General features: G+C 49.8%; 22 protein-coding genes. 9 read left to right on the top strand and 13 right to left on the bottom strand.

Going from position 1 to position 17,021, the window contains the following annotated elements; genetic code table 11:
• Window positions 1-151 precede the first annotated feature (151 nt).
• Window positions 152-1,195, bottom strand: a complete 1,044-nt coding sequence (locus ACOCLE_RS13965; RefSeq protein ID WP_419532971.1) for a transposase — start codon at window positions 1,193-1,195, stop codon at window positions 152-154.
• Window positions 1,196-1,335: 140 nt separating this feature from the next.
• Between ACOCLE_RS13965 and tnpC (ACOCLE_RS13960) the strand changes: the two genes are divergently transcribed.
• Complete coding sequence (gene tnpC / locus ACOCLE_RS13960) at window positions 1,336-2,841, top strand: IS66 family transposase (RefSeq protein ID WP_419532963.1); 1,506 nt, start codon at window positions 1,336-1,338, stop codon at window positions 2,839-2,841.
• Between the two features lie 18 nt (window positions 2,842-2,859).
• Window positions 2,860-3,585 (top strand): tyrosine-type recombinase/integrase, encoded by a 726-nt coding sequence (locus ACOCLE_RS13955; RefSeq protein WP_419532970.1) that lies wholly within the window; start codon window positions 2,860-2,862, stop codon window positions 3,583-3,585.
• 22 nt (window positions 3,586-3,607) lie between these two features.
• Here ACOCLE_RS13955 and ACOCLE_RS13950 read toward each other — a convergent pair whose 3' ends face one another.
• The 6 genes from ACOCLE_RS13950 to ACOCLE_RS13925 are packed head-to-tail and all read right to left on the bottom strand — an operon-like array spanning window position 3,608 to window position 7,116.
• Window positions 3,608-3,967: a helix-turn-helix transcriptional regulator gene (locus ACOCLE_RS13950; protein WP_419532969.1), complete on the bottom strand. Its 360-nt coding sequence runs from the start codon at window positions 3,965-3,967 to the stop codon at window positions 3,608-3,610.
• Window positions 3,968-3,979: 12 nt separating this feature from the next.
• Window positions 3,980-4,489, bottom strand: a complete 510-nt coding sequence (locus ACOCLE_RS13945) for a hypothetical protein (protein ID WP_419532968.1) — start codon at window positions 4,487-4,489, stop codon at window positions 3,980-3,982.
• A gap of 3 nt (window positions 4,490-4,492) precedes the next feature.
• Window positions 4,493-5,176 carry a hypothetical protein gene (locus tag ACOCLE_RS13940; RefSeq protein ID WP_419532967.1) on the bottom strand — a complete coding sequence of 228 codons (684 nt, stop codon included), beginning with the start codon at window positions 5,174-5,176 and terminating at the stop codon, window positions 4,493-4,495.
• Window positions 5,177-5,212: 36 nt separating this feature from the next.
• Window positions 5,213-5,881, bottom strand: a complete 669-nt coding sequence (locus ACOCLE_RS13935; RefSeq protein WP_419532966.1) for a hypothetical protein — start codon at window positions 5,879-5,881, stop codon at window positions 5,213-5,215.
• An 11-nt stretch (window positions 5,882-5,892) separates the two neighbouring features.
• Window positions 5,893-6,411 (bottom strand): single-stranded DNA-binding protein, encoded by a 519-nt coding sequence (gene ssb, locus ACOCLE_RS13930; protein WP_419532965.1) that lies wholly within the window; start codon window positions 6,409-6,411, stop codon window positions 5,893-5,895.
• A 12-nt stretch (window positions 6,412-6,423) separates the two neighbouring features.
• A complete protein-coding gene (locus ACOCLE_RS13925; protein WP_419532964.1) occupies window positions 6,424-7,116 on the bottom strand; it encodes a recombination-associated protein RdgC in 693 nt (230 codons plus the stop codon).
• Window positions 7,117-7,190: 74 nt separating this feature from the next.
• On the opposite strand from ACOCLE_RS13925, the gene tnpC (ACOCLE_RS13920) reads away from it, so the two are divergent.
• Entirely contained in the window at window positions 7,191-8,696 is a 1,506-nt protein-coding gene (gene tnpC, locus ACOCLE_RS13920; protein WP_419532963.1) for an IS66 family transposase, read from the top strand.
• Here the strand turns inward: tnpC (ACOCLE_RS13920) and rdgC are convergent, their stop codons facing one another.
• The 6 genes from rdgC to ACOCLE_RS13890 all read right to left on the bottom strand — a co-directional run bounded on the left by rdgC (window position 8,697) and on the right by ACOCLE_RS13890 (window position 12,460).
• The gene (gene rdgC, locus ACOCLE_RS13915) at window positions 8,697-8,915 is read right to left on the bottom strand and encodes a recombination-associated protein RdgC (protein ID WP_419532962.1); all 219 of its coding nucleotides are present in this window, start codon (window positions 8,913-8,915) and stop codon (window positions 8,697-8,699) included.
• 63 nt (window positions 8,916-8,978) lie between these two features.
• A complete protein-coding gene (locus tag ACOCLE_RS13910; RefSeq protein ID WP_419532961.1) occupies window positions 8,979-9,896 on the bottom strand; it encodes a YqaJ viral recombinase family protein in 918 nt (305 codons plus the stop codon).
• Window positions 9,893-10,759: an ERF family protein gene (locus ACOCLE_RS13905; RefSeq protein ID WP_419532960.1), complete on the bottom strand. Its 867-nt coding sequence runs from the start codon at window positions 10,757-10,759 to the stop codon at window positions 9,893-9,895. Before ACOCLE_RS13905 ends, ACOCLE_RS13910 begins: the two co-directional genes overlap by 4 nt.
• Complete coding sequence (locus ACOCLE_RS13900; RefSeq protein ID WP_419532959.1) at window positions 10,749-11,123, bottom strand: hypothetical protein; 375 nt, start codon at window positions 11,121-11,123, stop codon at window positions 10,749-10,751. The genes ACOCLE_RS13905 and ACOCLE_RS13900 overlap by 11 nt, the downstream gene beginning before the upstream one ends.
• Window positions 11,116-11,448: a hypothetical protein gene (locus tag ACOCLE_RS13895; protein WP_419532958.1), complete on the bottom strand. Its 333-nt coding sequence runs from the start codon at window positions 11,446-11,448 to the stop codon at window positions 11,116-11,118. Before ACOCLE_RS13895 ends, ACOCLE_RS13900 begins: the two co-directional genes overlap by 8 nt.
• A gap of 376 nt (window positions 11,449-11,824) precedes the next feature.
• Window positions 11,825-12,460 carry a helix-turn-helix domain-containing protein gene (locus tag ACOCLE_RS13890; protein ID WP_419532957.1) on the bottom strand — a complete coding sequence of 212 codons (636 nt, stop codon included), beginning with the start codon at window positions 12,458-12,460 and terminating at the stop codon, window positions 11,825-11,827.
• Window positions 12,461-12,731: 271 nt separating this feature from the next.
• On the opposite strand from ACOCLE_RS13890, the gene ACOCLE_RS13885 reads away from it, so the two are divergent.
• The 6 genes from ACOCLE_RS13885 to ACOCLE_RS13860 all read left to right on the top strand — a co-directional run bounded on the left by ACOCLE_RS13885 (window position 12,732) and on the right by ACOCLE_RS13860 (window position 16,667).
• A complete protein-coding gene (locus tag ACOCLE_RS13885) occupies window positions 12,732-13,046 on the top strand; it encodes a hypothetical protein (RefSeq protein WP_419532956.1) in 315 nt (104 codons plus the stop codon).
• 909 nt (window positions 13,047-13,955) lie between these two features.
• Entirely contained in the window at window positions 13,956-14,714 is a 759-nt protein-coding gene (locus ACOCLE_RS13880) for a replication protein P (protein WP_419532955.1), read from the top strand.
• 93 nt (window positions 14,715-14,807) lie between these two features.
• Window positions 14,808-15,317: a DUF1367 family protein gene (locus tag ACOCLE_RS13875; RefSeq protein WP_419537209.1), complete on the top strand. Its 510-nt coding sequence runs from the start codon at window positions 14,808-14,810 to the stop codon at window positions 15,315-15,317.
• Window positions 15,314-15,631, top strand: a complete 318-nt coding sequence (locus tag ACOCLE_RS13870; protein ID WP_419532954.1) for a Ref family recombination enhancement nuclease — start codon at window positions 15,314-15,316, stop codon at window positions 15,629-15,631. Before ACOCLE_RS13875 ends, ACOCLE_RS13870 begins: the two co-directional genes overlap by 4 nt.
• 2 nt (window positions 15,632-15,633) lie before the next feature.
• Window positions 15,634-16,164, top strand: coding sequence for a hypothetical protein (locus ACOCLE_RS13865; RefSeq protein ID WP_419532953.1), 531 nt, complete (start codon window positions 15,634-15,636; stop codon window positions 16,162-16,164).
• Window positions 16,165-16,166: 2 nt separating this feature from the next.
• Entirely contained in the window at window positions 16,167-16,667 is a 501-nt protein-coding gene (locus ACOCLE_RS13860; protein WP_419532952.1) for a hypothetical protein, read from the top strand.
• The last annotated feature ends 354 nt before the right edge of the window (window positions 16,668-17,021 follow it).

Raw genomic sequence — 17,021 nt, 5'->3', positions numbered from 1 at the left:
TTATTCATGAAGTGAAGGTGGGACAGCAATGTAACAGGGTAAGGAGTATGCTCTCTGCTGCGTTTGGTTGGGGCATTAAACATGATCATAATCCTTTGTTCCAAACTCAGAAGCGTAAGTTGAAAGTAACTATTCAGCACCCTTCTAGAACTTACACATTGACAGCTCTGATAAAAGATGGTCTCAGCCAGTCTTTACCATCAGAGAAGCTCTTAATGAAGTCCCAAATAGCATCCTTGAGCGCATCATTCTTAACGCGATAGATGCTACTGAGAGATTCAGATACTTTCTTGGCCTGAAGGCAGGCATACCCAAAGATAGAGGCAAAAATATGGTTCCTGACCTGCTGCTTTCCTCTCACCTGAAAGCGCTCAATACTGCAGAGTTGTTTCAGCGCCCGGTGATACTCTTCGATCGCCCAATGGTGCAGGTGAAGTTCATTAAAGCCTACCTGTGGTGATACCTCTGATCCAGCATGGGGTGTGTAGACGACGTAATGGCGCAGCTCGTTTTTTAGCCGCGTCCGGTACAAACGCACAGAACCAAAATTACGTAGCCAAACGGTTATTCCCTCTTCAGGAATCTCCAGGCTCTGCACTTGTTGGTAGTCACCCTTTTGGATAGAAACAGTACGGTTGCTTTTAACGGCAAACATAAAACCCAGACCGTTGTTTTTCACAGTCTTCAGGTTTGCGGCACTGCTATACCAGGAATCCCCCGTAACAAATGCAGGTCGTAAGCCCCATACAAGTACTTCTTTCAGCATCTCGAGAAAATAATCATTTTTGGACTTTCCGTCCGCAGAGTCATAGATACGGAAATTGACAGGAAGGCTATAGCCTTTGATATCGGTGTAATAGAGCGTTATGAGATTAATGCCCTTGACGGCTTTATGATGCTTGCCCGAGTAATGATAGCCGATGAATGCCGTGTAGTTACTGTACGGCTTATCCAGCACCGTATCATCAACCGATAGCGTGCCCCCATCAAGAATCAGCCTTGCGGCTACTTCCATGAAAAGGTCATTGGGAGCAAAGTCTTCACGTTGTAGAAAACGGTTAACGCTGTGGTGTGACATATCTCCGATCTCACTAAGGCGAGTACAGGTTGCTGATTTCGGCTCACACAATAGAAACCCTGTATATTTCGGCAAATCACACCCAGCTGTTGTAGGTCTTGTTATCTTTCTACGCACGACGACATCCGCTATTTTTTGCTGATCTAGCAATTTTTACAGCTGCCTGTCAATGCGAAAGTCCTACCTTCATATAAATCTGGAATTTTCTGATTTTTCGACCATCATCTTATACTCAATTTTTCTAACAAATCTCCAGTATGGAACCAGACTTCCCAGCTACTCCGTTTACCGAAGCTCTCCTTAAAGAGAATGAAGAGCTTCGGACCGAGAATGCGCTTTTACGGGAACGTTGCAGCGAACTGGAAGAAAGGGTTAATAAAAACAGTCAAAACAGTAGTAAGCCACCATCGTCAGATGGTTATCAAAAGCCCAGTAAAAAAGGGAGTGATAAAGGTGATACATCTTCCAAAGAAGCCCCCTGCTCCTCACAGGAAACACCGAACCCCAAAAGCCTTAGACCATCTTCAGGCAATAAACCAGGTGGCCAGAAAGGTCATCAAGGCTCTTGTTTGAGACGTGTCGCCTTACCCGATTATGTCAGGCATCTGAAGGTTGAAAAATGTTGCTGTTGCCAGTCTTCGCTTATCGATATTAAACCCACCAAATACATTGAGCGACAGGTTTTTGATCCAGGTAGACCCGGAGAATTTGAAGTTACCGCGTACTGGGCAGACGTTAAAGTATGTCCTTGTGGTAAACGGAACACCGCTGAGTTTCCCCAAGGAGTGAAAGCCGCTGCTCAATACGGAGAAGTGACTCAGGCAATGGCTGTTCATTTAAACCAGTATCACTTCATCCCATATCACCGGGTGTCTGAGTATTTCAATACTATTTATTGCATGAGTGTCAGCGCAGGCTCTGTTGCCAATTTTGTTGCCTATACCCATGAGAACCTGGCCTCTACTGAGCAGAGTATCCGCGATGCTTTACAAGAAAGTCCGGTTGCAGGAGCGGATGAAACTGGCATGCGGGTTGACGGTTCACTGTGGTGGTTACACATTATGCGAGATGACCAATGGACGCTTTACTACCTCTCAGAAAGGCGAGGTTGTGAAGCAATGGATGCAATGGGCATCCTGCTGACTTTTGCAGGCATTCTGGTTCACGATCATTGGAAGTCCTACTTTGCCTATGCGGCAGTGCATGTGCTTTGTAATGCCCATCATCTGAGAGAGCTTCAGGGAGTTGTCGATAGGGATGCGAATAAGCTGGCTCTGCGGCTGATGAAATTGCTTACGCTCTCCTGGCACTTCTGCAAGAAATACAAAGCAGCCGGTCTGACTCAAATGCCTGGTGCAATACAGCTTCGCATTGAGACGATATACGACCAAATCCTTCAAAGGGCTCTCACGAAGGAAACCGCTTATATGGAAAAACAACGACAGGTGCTTGGACGTAAGAAGGTCAGGAATACCAAGGCCTACAACCTGTTCAAAAGGCTTATTGAGTTTAAGGTTGAAACGTTGCGCTTCATGTCGGACTTTTCAATTCCCTTCGATAACAATGGCAGTGAACGTGATGCCAGGATGGCCAAACTTAAGCAGAAGATCTCAGGCTGCTTCAGAAGCGAAGACGGAGGTACCATGTTTACCCGAATCCGAAGCTATTTATCATCTGCTAAAAAGCAGGGGTTGAACATATTTCAGGCGCTTCTTAAAGCGGTTCGAAATTACAACAATACGCCTTTGCTGGGTGCTGAATAGTTACAGTTGAAATATCAATTGGAGTACAATCCTGTTCAGAATATTCCTGCACAGAGACATTTGGAGAAAGCGGGCAAAGGCCAAATGACAGATCGACAGATATGGGAAGTATGGCATTTAGCGCCAACGATTATGGGTAAACCTGGTCTGGTAGCACAGCTGCTTCTGGCTTTAGGTGGTGTTCGCCAGGAACAATTGATAACTACGCCCTGGGAGAAGATTAAGCTGGAAGGGAGTTATCCTCATATCCTGCTGAACAATAGTAAAGGCAGGTCCAATTATACGGTAGGAGGACGAGATTATATGGTCCCCCTAAATGAGACAGCAGTGGTACTTTTATCTCATTTGAAAAGACTCTATGGTCATTGCTCATACCCGTTCCCTGGAGGGACGAATGGTCATGAATCATTAACCAGCCATATGTCTTATGCTGCATTTAACCGACCACTGAGTCGTTTTCACAAACATCTGAAGAATGTGATGGGGTCATCTTCTGGCTGGTTCACGATTGGTATGATTCGCGGCAGTATTTCCACTCGGATGAATGAGGCGGGCGTTTCCAAGATGGTTAAGGAAAAGATCGCCGGACATAATCAGAAAGATGTGACGACCACCCACTATGATATGTGGGAATATAAAAAGGAAAAGCAAGAAGCTGCCCGGTTGTGGGAGTCATATCTCAAGAAGATAATCAGTCTGCCCTATGAAGAGGTAACAGACCGCCTGCCGGAAGACATGGTGTAGCAAGCAAGGGCTCCCCTTGCTTTTACCAGTCACGCTTTCCCTCTACCCATTGCAGCACTTCGGCTTTTCGCCAGGCGACCTTGCGGGGACCCAGTTGAATTTTAGGTGGGAAGGAGCCTTGAGACACATAGTTGTTGATGGAAGCCCGACAGGCCTTGGTCAGCTTTATTACTTCGTCCATTCGAATCAGTTCTTCTGCCTCTTCCATAGCGTTTTTCTGAAAACCACGCTCCAGCGCTGAGTAGAGCGTGACCACTTCACCATTACTCAATTCCACAAATGGGATACCCAGTTTATGCAGATTTTGCACGACTTCTTTTTTGCTGGAGAGGTTCATCCATTTTGACAGAGCCTCCAGGTTAAACAGCAGTCCGTTGTCCATGAGATATCCTTTTTAGAATAACGCTAAAATGTCATAACCCAATACAGGCTGGGCATTGCTGGTGGTCAGTCGCTTACTTTGTCTGTTGTGAAAGGTGTTTTCGCTGGGGTCGAACATTATACCGAACTGCCAGCCCTTATCGGTGAGCAGGTACTTGCCCCGTTTACCCTTGCCAACCCATTTGATAAGTCGGTGTTTTTCCAGCACCTTGACTACGTGTTGTCGACTGCGGCCAATAAACTCACCCAGTTCAACCAGGGAGAAGTAATCGTCCAGCTCATAGCGGTTCCGTTTACGTTTTTGTTTCCGATGAACGGGATCTGAGTCTTTGTCTGAGCCTACCTCTTCAGAGTGAGCTGGATTTGAGATATGAACGACAGTATTTGTCTTGACGGAAGGAGCTGTATTGAGGCTTTTCAGTACAGACTGAAACCATTTCACCTGCTTCACAGGAGTTCCGCAATGGTGAGATTTTCCGGTATCAAGAATTTCACAGAAGGTTTTACCATGATTGGTTGGCAACCACTAATTTTCTAATTTGACTTGCAGGCCTGCTGCTTCCAGTAATCTGTTTACCTGGCGTGGATTAAGAGGTGGAGACAACATCAGGCCAAGCTGAGTGGGTGTAAATGTCATGGTTTGTGCCGGTGCTAACAGGCTTGTTTGTTCCATCGCTTCGAGGGGTGAAAAACCAATCTGACTTTTCAGCAGCCGATCAGCCGAAAGTAATTTTTGATTACCGGTAAAACCCATTGCCTCTGCAAAGGCTATGGCTTTTAGAGAAGTGGCTATATTGGCTTCAAGCAGGGCTTGGGGTGTTAACTGTTCATTGAAAACCGGAACAGAGTTTTGCTTCAGACGTTGCTTTTTGAGTTTGTCGTCAATGGCTTCCTGCCTTGCTTTTTTGCCTTCTTCAGTCATGGCTGAAAGTAGTATGTGATTTGCTGCATTCAATAAAAAATGATAAACCGTTTTCGGTCGTCCCCCTGAACTTTCTGCCATTAATGGCATAAAGTCTTTACCCTCAACAAATCCATGTTTTTCGATCTGTCTTTTTATGCTTGTATTGTCAATTTTTGCAAATCCGCAGAGTTTCAAAAGCTGGTGTCCTTCAACCTTTTCATCATGAACGATACCTTTTCTTCTGATTACCAGCTCTGCTTGCTCAAGAGTTGAGATCTCATAATTAGAATAAGTCTGTTGTTCCATAACATAGACCTTTCGTTATTTTATTTTTAGAAGTAGTCAGTGGCTGACGGTATCCGATGATGGTGGGGGGACATCGGGCCGTTTAGTTTGTAGCCGTTGTAAGAGGAGGCCATTAACCAGTATCGATTGGTCATGGGAATAGTCGTTATGACAGCCAGCGGTCATGGCGACGATGATGAGCGTCATTTCGACTAAAACATCCATCGGGTTGATGGGCTTGCCATCCATTGCGTGAACGATCTTCTCAGCCTGCTTCACTTTCTGGTTGAATAGGTTGAGTTCATCGTGGATGCTTTCGCCCTTGGCCTTTCTGGCTTTTATGTTCTTCACTAACGACAGGTCAGCCAGTGAGAGGCATGTGGACTGGGAAGTAGATCTTGTGTCATGGTCTGTTAACGCTTCAGGCGTTTCCATGATCAATCGTTCTGACTCCTGGATAAGAAAGGCGGCAACCATCTCACACTGTCCTGCCAGGGTTTCATCATCAGTATTGTCCGGTAGGGTGAGCGCCATAATGGCACCAATAGCCGCTTTGACCAGTCGGTCATCGGGTACCCGTCCATGGCCACACTGCTGATGAAAATCCATCGCCGTTTTTACCCGGGCCTGGAATTGATGAAGATGCTTTTCGGCCTGTTCCAGGTTGCCGTTGTGAAATTCGGCTTCAGTTTCACGGGCCAGCATCAGATGATCAATGGTGAGCATGGCTCTCTCCTTTAAAATGGAATGTTCTGGTCGTATTGGTCGAACTGTCCCTGCGGCTGGTGTGCAGGTTGCTGTCCGTTACGTGCCTGCTGGTACTGGTTTGGTTGCTGCTGATAGTGCGCAGGCTGTTGCTGTGAAGTGTGATAGCCGTTCTGAGCTCCGCTGTTGTCTGATCGATCATCTGGTCGGTCCAGCATCTGCATCTGGCCGTTGAAACCGTCAATAATGACTTCTGTTGTGTAACGGTCTGTTCCGTCATTGGCCTGCCACTTCCGGGTCTGGAGCTTGCCTTCGATGTAGACCTTGCTGCCTTTCTTCAGGTACTGCTGGGCAATTTCGGCGGTCTTGCCGAAGATCACAACGCGGTGCCACTCGGTTTTTTCCCGTTGCTGACCGGACTGTTTGTCCAGCCATTTTTCACTGGTGGCGATGGACAGGTTGGCAATGGGTGCGCCGTCAGCTCTAAAACGGACATCGGGGTCATTGCCCACGTTGCCGATCAGGATCACTTTATTGATGCCTCTGCTCATTAGGATTCTCCTTCAGTTCAGGTAGCTGATGAGTTGGGGTAAGCATTTGCGGAAGGTGAGGGACATCAGCGCAAAGTCGGCGTCCAGTGCTTCTACTTTGCTGTTGGTCTCTACGGTGTCTCGTTCGGCCTGCAATACATCGGTCATGGTTACGCCAGTGAGGCGCAGGTCTTCTTTCAGGGTGAAGGTGATGGCGTCTTGCCAGGTGATCATTAGGGCAGATACCAGCATATCGTCCAAATGGTTGTGGATGGGCTGGCTGGTCAGATCCATCTGTTTTGCTTTGAGCTGGCCGCCTTCGTCACCGGGCTCCCGCAATTCACAGACATCTCCGAAGACCAGGGGGGCGGGTGGTTCGCCGGTATCGAGCCAGCCGTGCATAACATCGCAGGGCATTCGGTTGTAGGGTATAGAGATCGGTAAGCTGCCCAAGACTTCACGGAGTTTGCTGGTCAGTTCCTCTGACTGTTTGGCGGATCCGTTGACGATCAGCAGGCCGGTGACCAGGTCAATGTAGGCCTGGGTGTATTTGCTGCGGGTAAAGGCCTGGGGCAGCAGCTCCCGGATAATCTCGTCTTTGAGCGCCTTCTTCTCTTTGGCAAAGACTTGCCGATCCTGTTCTTCCTCAATCTGCTCGATTTTTTCGGCCAGTTTTTCCTTGATGACTTCCGCCGGAAGAATTTTTTCTTCGTAACTATTCAGCACCCTTCATATAAATCTGGAATTTTCTGATTTTTCGACCATCATCTTATACTCAATTTTTCTAACAAATCTCCAGTATGGAACCAGACTTCCCAGCTACTCCGTTTACCGAAGCTCTCCTTAAAGAGAATGAAGAGCTTCGGACCGAGAATGCGCTTTTACGGGAACGTTGCAGCGAACTGGAAGAAAGGGTTAATAAAAACAGTCAAAACAGTAGTAAGCCACCATCGTCAGATGGTTATCAAAAGCCCAGTAAAAAAGGGAGTGATAAAGGTGATACATCTTCCAAAGAAGCCCCCTGCTCCTCACAGGAAACACCGAACCCCAAAAGCCTTAGACCATCTTCAGGCAATAAACCAGGTGGCCAGAAAGGTCATCAAGGCTCTTGTTTGAGACGTGTCGCCTTACCCGATTATGTCAGGCATCTGAAGGTTGAAAAATGTTGCTGTTGCCAGTCTTCGCTTATCGATATTAAACCCACCAAATACATTGAGCGACAGGTTTTTGATCCAGGTAGACCCGGAGAATTTGAAGTTACCGCGTACTGGGCAGACGTTAAAGTATGTCCTTGTGGTAAACGGAACACCGCTGAGTTTCCCCAAGGAGTGAAAGCCGCTGCTCAATACGGAGAAGTGACTCAGGCAATGGCTGTTCATTTAAACCAGTATCACTTCATCCCATATCACCGGGTGTCTGAGTATTTCAATACTATTTATTGCATGAGTGTCAGCGCAGGCTCTGTTGCCAATTTTGTTGCCTATACCCATGAGAACCTGGCCTCTACTGAGCAGAGTATCCGCGATGCTTTACAAGAAAGTCCGGTTGCAGGAGCGGATGAAACTGGCATGCGGGTTGACGGTTCACTGTGGTGGTTACACATTATGCGAGATGACCAATGGACGCTTTACTACCTCTCAGAAAGGCGAGGTTGTGAAGCAATGGATGCAATGGGCATCCTGCTGACTTTTGCAGGCATTCTGGTTCACGATCATTGGAAGTCCTACTTTGCCTATGCGGCAGTGCATGTGCTTTGTAATGCCCATCATCTGAGAGAGCTTCAGGGAGTTGTCGATAGGGATGCGAATAAGCTGGCTCTGCGGCTGATGAAATTGCTTACGCTCTCCTGGCACTTCTGCAAGAAATACAAAGCAGCCGGTCTGACTCAAATGCCTGGTGCAATACAGCTTCGCATTGAGACGATATACGACCAAATCCTTCAAAGGGCTCTCACGAAGGAAACCGCTTATATGGAAAAACAACGACAGGTGCTTGGACGTAAGAAGGTCAGGAATACCAAGGCCTACAACCTGTTCAAAAGGCTTATTGAGTTTAAGGTTGAAACGTTGCGCTTCATGTCGGACTTTTCAATTCCCTTCGATAACAATGGCAGTGAACGTGATGCCAGGATGGCCAAACTTAAGCAGAAGATCTCAGGCTGCTTCAGAAGCGAAGACGGAGGTACCATGTTTACCCGAATCCGAAGCTATTTATCATCTGCTAAAAAGCAGGGGTTGAACATATTTCAGGCGCTTCTTAAAGCGGTTCGAAATTACAACAATACGCCTTTGCTGGGTGCTGAATAGTTACTTTTCTTCTTTTCGGGTGCGGATCAGCATGCAGCCGTTGTTCTGGTGAACCAGGGCTTTGGTTTTCGCTCCAAGGGCGGAGATAAATCCATAGCTGGACATATCGTGGGCACTGCAGCGGTGGAAGGTGGCCTCTTGAAGTTTTGCCTCCAACATGTCGCCGGTTGGGGTGAAGGGTTCGTTAAATTGGTAGACGTTGAGGTTTTTGAACCACATATTGAGTTTCCTTTTTATTGTTATTGATTGGCCGTTTTACAGAGCAGGTGGCCAGCCTGTGGATCAGTTCAGGGGTTTTACCGTCCAGACCGTGGCCGGTTTGCCTTTGTATTTCTCCAGGTCTTTCATGGGGACTTCCGGCAGCATGGCTTTGAAGGCGTCCTGCCATTTCACGTTGCCTTTGCGGTAGGTGGGGTAGAGCTGGAATTGGCTGCCTTTGGTTTTGGCACCACCGGTCAGGTCGATCAGATCCTGTTTGGTCTTCTCTGCCAGGGCTTTGGCTGCATTCAGTGTCTGCAGGGCTAGGTGATAGCTCTGTTCTGCCTTCTGAAAGGTGTCATCGTGTCGAACGACGGCTTCAGCGTATGGGTTGGGGAGTTTCCCTTTGTCGTGCAGTCTCTCCGCTTGCTCCAGATCGGCCTTGAATTGCTGCCAGCCTTCGATCAGGGCATGACGTCGATCGTCGTGAGCGTCGTAATAGACCCAGCGTAGGTTTTCACGGGTACCATCGGAGCAGACAAAGATGACCCGTGCCCCTTTCTGGTTTGCTACCAGCAGCTGTTGCTCCAGTTGCCAGTAGTAACCGGGTTCAATACCTTCCCCTTCGATCTGAGCGACGACTTTTGGGTTCCAGAGTTTGTGTTCGAAGATCAGTTTTCGATCCAGATCAAGGCCGTCAAAGCTGGCCAGCAGGGGCAGGCCTTCCACGGTCCGGGTGCCCGTCACCGGGAAGAGGGTTTTCATCTCCTGTGCTTCAATGATGGGGCGTGCCTCAGCTTCTGCCGCATGACCTATATCAAAACGATGTTGCTGCTGGGGCGTGACCGGTGGCGTATAGCCGGTGACTTTCTGATAGATCAGTTGGTCACGGCTGATGAAGGGGCTGTCGCCCATCATGGCGGGTGCTTCACTGGCGGTGAAGTGTGCCCGCCGCAAAGCCAGCCATTCAGGACTGCCCTGTTTGACATTGATCAGTTTCATTTATTGGCCTCCTGGGTGGAGTGTGGTTGGATGGAACGTGGCTGGATAGCCTGGATGTGCTGGACCTGTTGGGGGGAAAGGGGGGCCCTGCTTTCGGCGTTGATGATGATGTCTTCCACGGTGTTGCGGCCGGACTCGATACGGGCGGTCCAGTCAGGCAGGTTGCGCTGGAAGTCGTCGTCCGGGTATACCGATGGCTTTTCCGTCAGTACGTCCGGAGCATGGCCGTCCACATCGTCATCGGTGCAGGCCACGCCAAGGATGCCGACCAGTGCGATCCGCTTCAGATAGGTGACCGCAGAGGACATTTGCTGGATCTGGTTTTTGTTGCCGCTGGCGTCCACCGGACCAGAAACGGTATTGCGGATGGCGTGACCGGATACATGCCCCAGGTGGCAGGTGATGGTGATCATGCTAACGGTCACCGGTCGTGTTTCTATGATGCCTTGTTGTCGTTCAATCTCCTTTTGTACCGCTACCTGTTCCTGCGATTGTTCAAACCAGTAGCTGAGACCCACTGTATGCAACACCGGTTGAACCGCCTGCACCACATCATCCATGGAGGCATAGCTGTATTTCATGGTGTAGCCTTTGGTGGTGGTGAAGCTGGCGGTCTTGCTCTTTTTGACCGCAGGCAGTTTTTTTTGAAAAGCGGCAAAGGCGTGGTTGAACTGCTGTTCTGCCAGCTTTGCCTGCCGCTGTTCGTAGAGTTTCATGACCCGTTCCAGGGTTTCGATATTGGCGCCGTTTTCCAGAACGCGGTTGAGCAGCTGACCCATTTCAGTAACGGGGGTGGTGTCCGGCACCGTCATTGGGTGGGTTTCCTGGGTGATACACTCCTGCTCTTTCTTTTTAGCGGGCATGGCGGCGGGCCTCATCGGTGAGAATTCGGTGTCTGACGGCGAGCACCTGGTCGGCAATTTCCATGCGGAAACTTTTCTCCAGTGCTTTGGATAAGGTGTCGTGCAGTTCACACCAGGCGCGGAAATCAACGATCACCGCATCACAGGTTTTGGGGTCTTTGCGCCACGCGGCGATTTCGTCCCGGATGACCCGGTAGATCTGAAGGACCGTCATGCTCGGTGAGACCTTTTTGGCAATACGGTCTTTCAGCTGGCAGACCTTGCCGTAGTCATAGGTGTATTGATTGATGTTCAGCCAGTCGCTGATGCCGGTGATTACCGGTTCTGCCAGTCGGTTTTCATGAACCGCATGTTGGTTAGCCACGGCAATAACCTCTCTTGCTCGCATAGTTAATGATGTCCCAGCTGGAAAGGCGGGAGTGTTCGTCACTGCAGTCATGGGCCAGCTGTTTGACAGCCAGCCAGCGAAAGCCCTGCATGGGGTGAAATTCTTCTAAGATGAGAAACTGGATCAGGAACATGGGGGTGATGAGACCAATACCTCTAACGAGGAAGGTGCCGTTGGTTTCCAGGCTCTGCTGAAAGTCGGTTTCGATCTGTTCCAGTTCGGTTTCGATATACTCTTCCAGGGCTTCTTTTCTATCAGCTGCCTGGAGTAGCTGGTCAAAGACACGGGGTACTAAGGCCATGAGGTTCCTTTTTTATTGGATTTGAATTTATCTCTTATTTTATATATGGAAAAATTAAATTTGCAAAAGCAAAATTAGGTTAAATATTTATATGGCCTTGTCTTTTTTAATAGATTTAAACTATTTGTTGTTGTGTTCGACATAAGTAAGCCTGGCGGTGTTAGATGGTCATAATCGGGTGAAAACGCCGCTGCTATCTGGATGTGGCAACAGGGAAAAACATTCACAATTGGAAATGATTAACGCAGGAAAGAGGAGTGATCTATTGCATTTGTAAAATAAGAGAAGAAGTTGAAGAGGGATTTATCGTCAATCATTCAGGCTACTGCATAGCTGATGGAATCTATGGTCAGCAGCCTCATTTTTTGCTGGTGCGTTAAAGCCGGTATCGGACGCCAACGGCGGTACCGCGGTAAATATCCTGTATATCCCCCTGGTAGCTGATATCAAAGTTGGCATACAGTCGATTAATAAACCGCAGGCTGTGCTTGGTGGGACTGATGGGTGTCCAGAGTCTGAGTGACAGCTCACCTTCATATTCGATCAGCAGGATTTTTCCAGGTACCGGTTCTACATCCCGATCAACCTGGACTTCTGAGTCTTTAGGAATTCCGGGGGTCAAATCAGAACTGGATGGATGGGCCATGGTGTCATTGTCGATTTTCAGCAGAAAGCTGTCTTGTCCCGTCTCAATGATAATGACTCCGGAGTGACGTTGGATGGCGTCACACTTTTCTTCCAGCTCATGTAAGAACGCTCTGACTTCTTCCAGTGACATATAGGGGAGGCTTTTTGGGTCTGGCAATTCCTCACCGGTTTCCAGCCAGTGCAGGCTGACCCCAAGCACTTCAGCAATGGCCTTCATATTGTTCATTTTGGGATGTCGCTGGCCACTCATCCACAAACTGAAGTTACTGGGACTGCTTCCCATTCTTCGAGAAACCTCAATATCGGTAAGGCCAAGTTCCCGAATTTTTTCTCTGGCCCGATCTCTCCAGCTCAACACGTCCATTATTCCCATTATTCAGTGATCCGTGGAGAAAATTTAACACGAATACCTGTTTTACCAAGAGCAAACATGGAGGGTTGTATGGGGGTTATTGTTTGCAAAAGCGAAATATGGAATGTAGTCTCAAATATAGTTTTGCAAATGCAAAATAACAAATAAAGATTGTTGCTGTAATGGAAATTTTAAGCATAAAGCATTCTGATCATCATTCTCTGACGAACCATCGTTTTCTTAAGCAGATAGCCAACGATCAGAAGGCAACAGGAGGTGACGAGTGATCGACCCTGTAGCAGAAGGCATTGATCCTAACCCCCAGAGCTGGGAGGACATTATCTGGCCAATATCAGACCGGCCAAACCAGTCACTGAATCCGGTTATTTATCGGCAACTGAGAGCCAGCTATCCGGATATTGACCTGAGTGGCGAGTTGATTCAAGCCTTTCATTACATGCTGGATATGTTTGATGCACCTGTTGATGGCTGTGGCATAAAGAAGTTTTTAGAGAGCTGGATGAAGACAAACCAGGCAAGAGGGGTAATCCGGAAAGAAGCGAACCAGTACTTCCCGATTTTAAGAGGAAGTGACTAATGAAGGATTTTGGCAAGGTATCCAGTCGTTTCTGGATCAGTGACGATGTTGAGCTGTTGTCAGACGAAGCCAAGCTGATGGCTTTATACCTGCTGACCTGCAGGCACTCAAACATGGTGGGCATTTATCGCCTGCCCCTGAACTACATTGCCGCCGACCTTGACTGGGACGTGGCGAAGGTTTCCCGAACCCTCTCCGAACTGACGGCGAACAACTTCCTAACGTATGCCGAACGGCAAAAGTACGTCTGCATCCATAAGTTTATGGAGCACAATCCGGCAGACAATATTGCCCAGATGGATGCCCGGTTAAGGGTGCTGCGCAGTCTTCCTGCTGCCGTGGTTTCTGCCCTGCCTGCCGTGGTGGATGTGATGCAGGTGACGTGCGTTAAAGCCAGCAGTATCAAGCCCTCGAAGGACACTGGTGGATTAATTGAAGACGTTCGGAGATTGTTCGGGAGTTGTTCGGAAGAAGTTCGGCCAGAGAATAAGAGAAATAGAGAACTAGAGAATAGGTTAAAAGAATACGTGCAGTCTGACGACCGCACGACCCCCAGGACGGGGGAAGTGCCATCAAGTGTTGGGAGCACGACTGGTACATCTGAATCGCCCACGGCAGTCCCTGAGAATAAACCGGAAAAAATCGCAGTGCCCTATGCCGGGGAATTTGAGCAGTGGTGGCAGACCTTTCCCAAGCGGGAGGGCAAGAAGGGCTACAAGCAGAAAACCTTCAGCAAGTACCAGAAGCTGATCCGGCAGAAACTGTTTACCCCAGAGCAACTGCTGGCCAACCTGCAAGCCTACGCCCGGTACTGCGACGAAACCAAACAGACCGGCACCCAGTACGTGATGACCACGGAACCCTACCTGAACAATCTGGACAACCTGACAAATCCATGGACGGTGAATTATGCGGCAAGGCAAAGAGCTGGCAGCCAGCGCAGTGCGCTCGATCAAGTCATCGAAGCCAACCGGGAATACCTCCAGCCGGAACCGGAGTTCGCAGAAACCACAGGGTACGACCCCCAGGAGGGGGGAAGTGCCACCAAGCGCCAGGAGCGCGACGGGTATCACCCCGAAGCTTATCGCGGAGCTGTTTACGACCATGACGGGCCTGTACGGTGCGAAGTGGACGAAGGAGCACGGTCTGGCGGATCGCACGGGGGCATGGCTGAACACCCTGAAGGATTTAGACCCGAAACTGCTGGCTCTGGGCATCAAGCGGTGTCAGCGGGAGAAGGACTGGCCGCCGTCAGTCCCGGAGTTTCTGAGGCTGTGTCAGCCGAAACCGGAGGACATCGGACTGCCCCCGATGGCGAAGGCATGGCTGGAGGCCAACGACGGCGCAGGTTCGCCCAGTCACCACCCCTGGAGCCATCGGGCGGTGTATCTGGCGGGGAGGGAGACGGGCTGGCATGAACTGCGTTCTGCCCTGACCGCTCAGGAGCAGCGGGACGCGAAGGTGCGGTTTGCCAATGCCTATCAGGCGCTGATCATCAAGGCGGTGAACGGTGAGTCTCTGGAGCCGCAGAAGGCCATCGAACGGCAGTTTGACCCGACCATTTACTCCGAGCGGTTGCAGCGGAAAACCATGAAGGAGCAGGGCATTGACCCGCTGGACGGGGCCAGTGCCAGGGCAAAACTGAAAGGGATGTCGTTCGATGCGTAACTCACCAAACGATGCAGTGATGCTGGCCGTGGTCTGGGTGGCTCTGGTGATGCTGGTCTTCTGGTCCTTTCTGGAGGCGATCCAGTGAGTGCCATGCTGGAACTGGTCAGGGGAAATGATCCCCAACCGATCCTGCGACCGGTATCGGCCGGTGACGAGCAGTATATCTACCGGCTCAGGCCTGGCGAGATGATTTCTGCCGAGGTGCGCCGGGCAAGGAATGCACTGTTCCACCGGAAGTTCATGAAGCTTTGCAGCATCGCGTTCAATGTGTTTGAGAGGTTGCCCCAGCCGCCGGTCAGAATGGCTCGAACCGGCCAGTGGGTAACACCCCGGCGGGACTTCAATGAGTTCCGCTACTGGGCCATGGTGCAGGCCGGGTTCTATGAGGTGATTGGGTATCCCGATGGTGGGGTGCGTGCCAGGGCGAAAAGTGTGGCGTTCAAAAGCATGGAACAGGTGGAGTTTGAACAGGTCTATTCGGCGGTGCTGGATGTGTTCCTTCAGCTCGTATTGAACAGGGACCGAAACCACGTCTGGAGCCGGGAAGAAGTCGAGTCGCTGGTTGATCAGTTCATTCACTTTGACAGGGGGCACGGATGATCCGGAAAGAGAAAGACTACCTGCGGGACGTAGCCCAGTTGAGCTGCATTGCCTGCCGGATCAATAACCAGACCACAACCCCGGTGGAAGTGCATCACCAGCGCAGTGGTACCGGCCTTGGCAGGAAAGCCAGTCACTTTGACACGCTGCCGCTGTGTCCTCTGCATCACCGGTTCAGTACCTACGACTCTGTCCATCTGGCCCCGGAAATGTTCAGGAAACTCTACGGACGGGAAAGCGATTTGGTAAAGCAGACCCGAAAGGATGTGGAGAACTACCGCAAAACCTTTGTCGGCTATGTGGGGGAGGGCTGACCATGTACCGGGCACTGGAACAGGCACTGCACCGGATATTTGGCGTACCGGAACCGATGATGAACAACCCACGCTGGCAAAGAGATATTAATACCGGGTATCGCCGGACATCGGTAAACCCGGTGGCAAGCACCCGTGACGAACGGCTGGGCGAGGATGGTATATATCAGTGCTATCTGCGGCAACGGATGACCCCGGAACTGCACGACATTCTGACCACTCGTTATGACGAGGATCACAGCAAGCGGGTCGGTGCCTGGCAGAGGTTGCAGCACCACTTTCGCACCGATGAGAGGCTGCCCAAACCGTTTCGCAGTAATCCGGTCCTGCTGCGTCTCTGGCTGATGCACGAACTACAGCACCCGCAGTTACGTCAGCACAAGGGCAGGGTGACTATCAAGGACAAGGGCGAGAGTACCGTCTACCGCTGGCAGCAGAAGTGCAGGATGGTGTGCTGTGAGTGGGTGCGACTGGCGGAAGATGAGGCGCAGGCACTGCTGGAGCAGGCAGGCGTGATTCAATATGGAGAATGAGCATGGATGAACGATTGGAAGGTGGCGATTTCAGGTTTAGCAAAAGGGACATCAGGACCGTGGATGTCACTGTGGTCAACCGTTATCGTGACCCGAAACGCGCTTATCTGCCCATCGACGAGGAACAACTGCAAGGGATCATCATCAGTAGTAGTAAGGAGGTTGTGGATAAGGCTATTGAAGAAGCTATTTTTCAAGCCCGTTTTGCACAAAAGGCTGAACGGTGGAATCGGCAAATAAGGTGCTTGGGTGATTTACCTGATGAATTTCTTTCGGATACTCACCAGACTCCAGAAGACACGATCCGCGCCCTAATGAGCAATCCGAAACTGGTTAAGAAATTAGTGATCGAATCGGACGATACCAGCGACATTGAAACCCTGTTGCTGGATAAGGTAGCCAGAGCGTTCAGGCAGAACCCTCAGTTAAAAGCCAGCACCCTGATTGCCCAGTGGTATGGAACCCCGGAGGGGGAGTTGTTGCAGGGGATTGTGAGCCAGTAAATAAATTATAAGAGTTCGGAGCGCCAGCCAAGCTGAATACGCCCCTAAGCCTACACAAAAGAAGCAAGTACAATTACTGGCACTACACGTAAGAGTGCTATTAATACGGTAGTAGTCAGTGTTAGTGAGTAGGCTACCGGAGCAGAAAACTCTTTAGCTAAAACTGAATATAGACCAGCAAAGGAAGTCAGGCTTCCCGGCAAACTTGCTGAACTTGAAGATAATGGAAAGGCCATAAGGTCCCCTTATCAACGGGATCTCAGTCTTTTGGATACCAGGAAAGAGATCGTTCAGACTTTTGCTGCTTTTTATAAACCCGCCTCTGAGCACACTGTTTAAGGAAGCAGCAAACCT

This window comes from Endozoicomonas sp. (genome assembly GCF_965196975.1).
GTDB lineage: Bacteria > Pseudomonadota > Gammaproteobacteria > Pseudomonadales > Endozoicomonadaceae > Endozoicomonas.
Note: the sequence above shows the minus strand (reverse complement) of the source record. Positions and strands in the feature narration are given on the sequence as shown.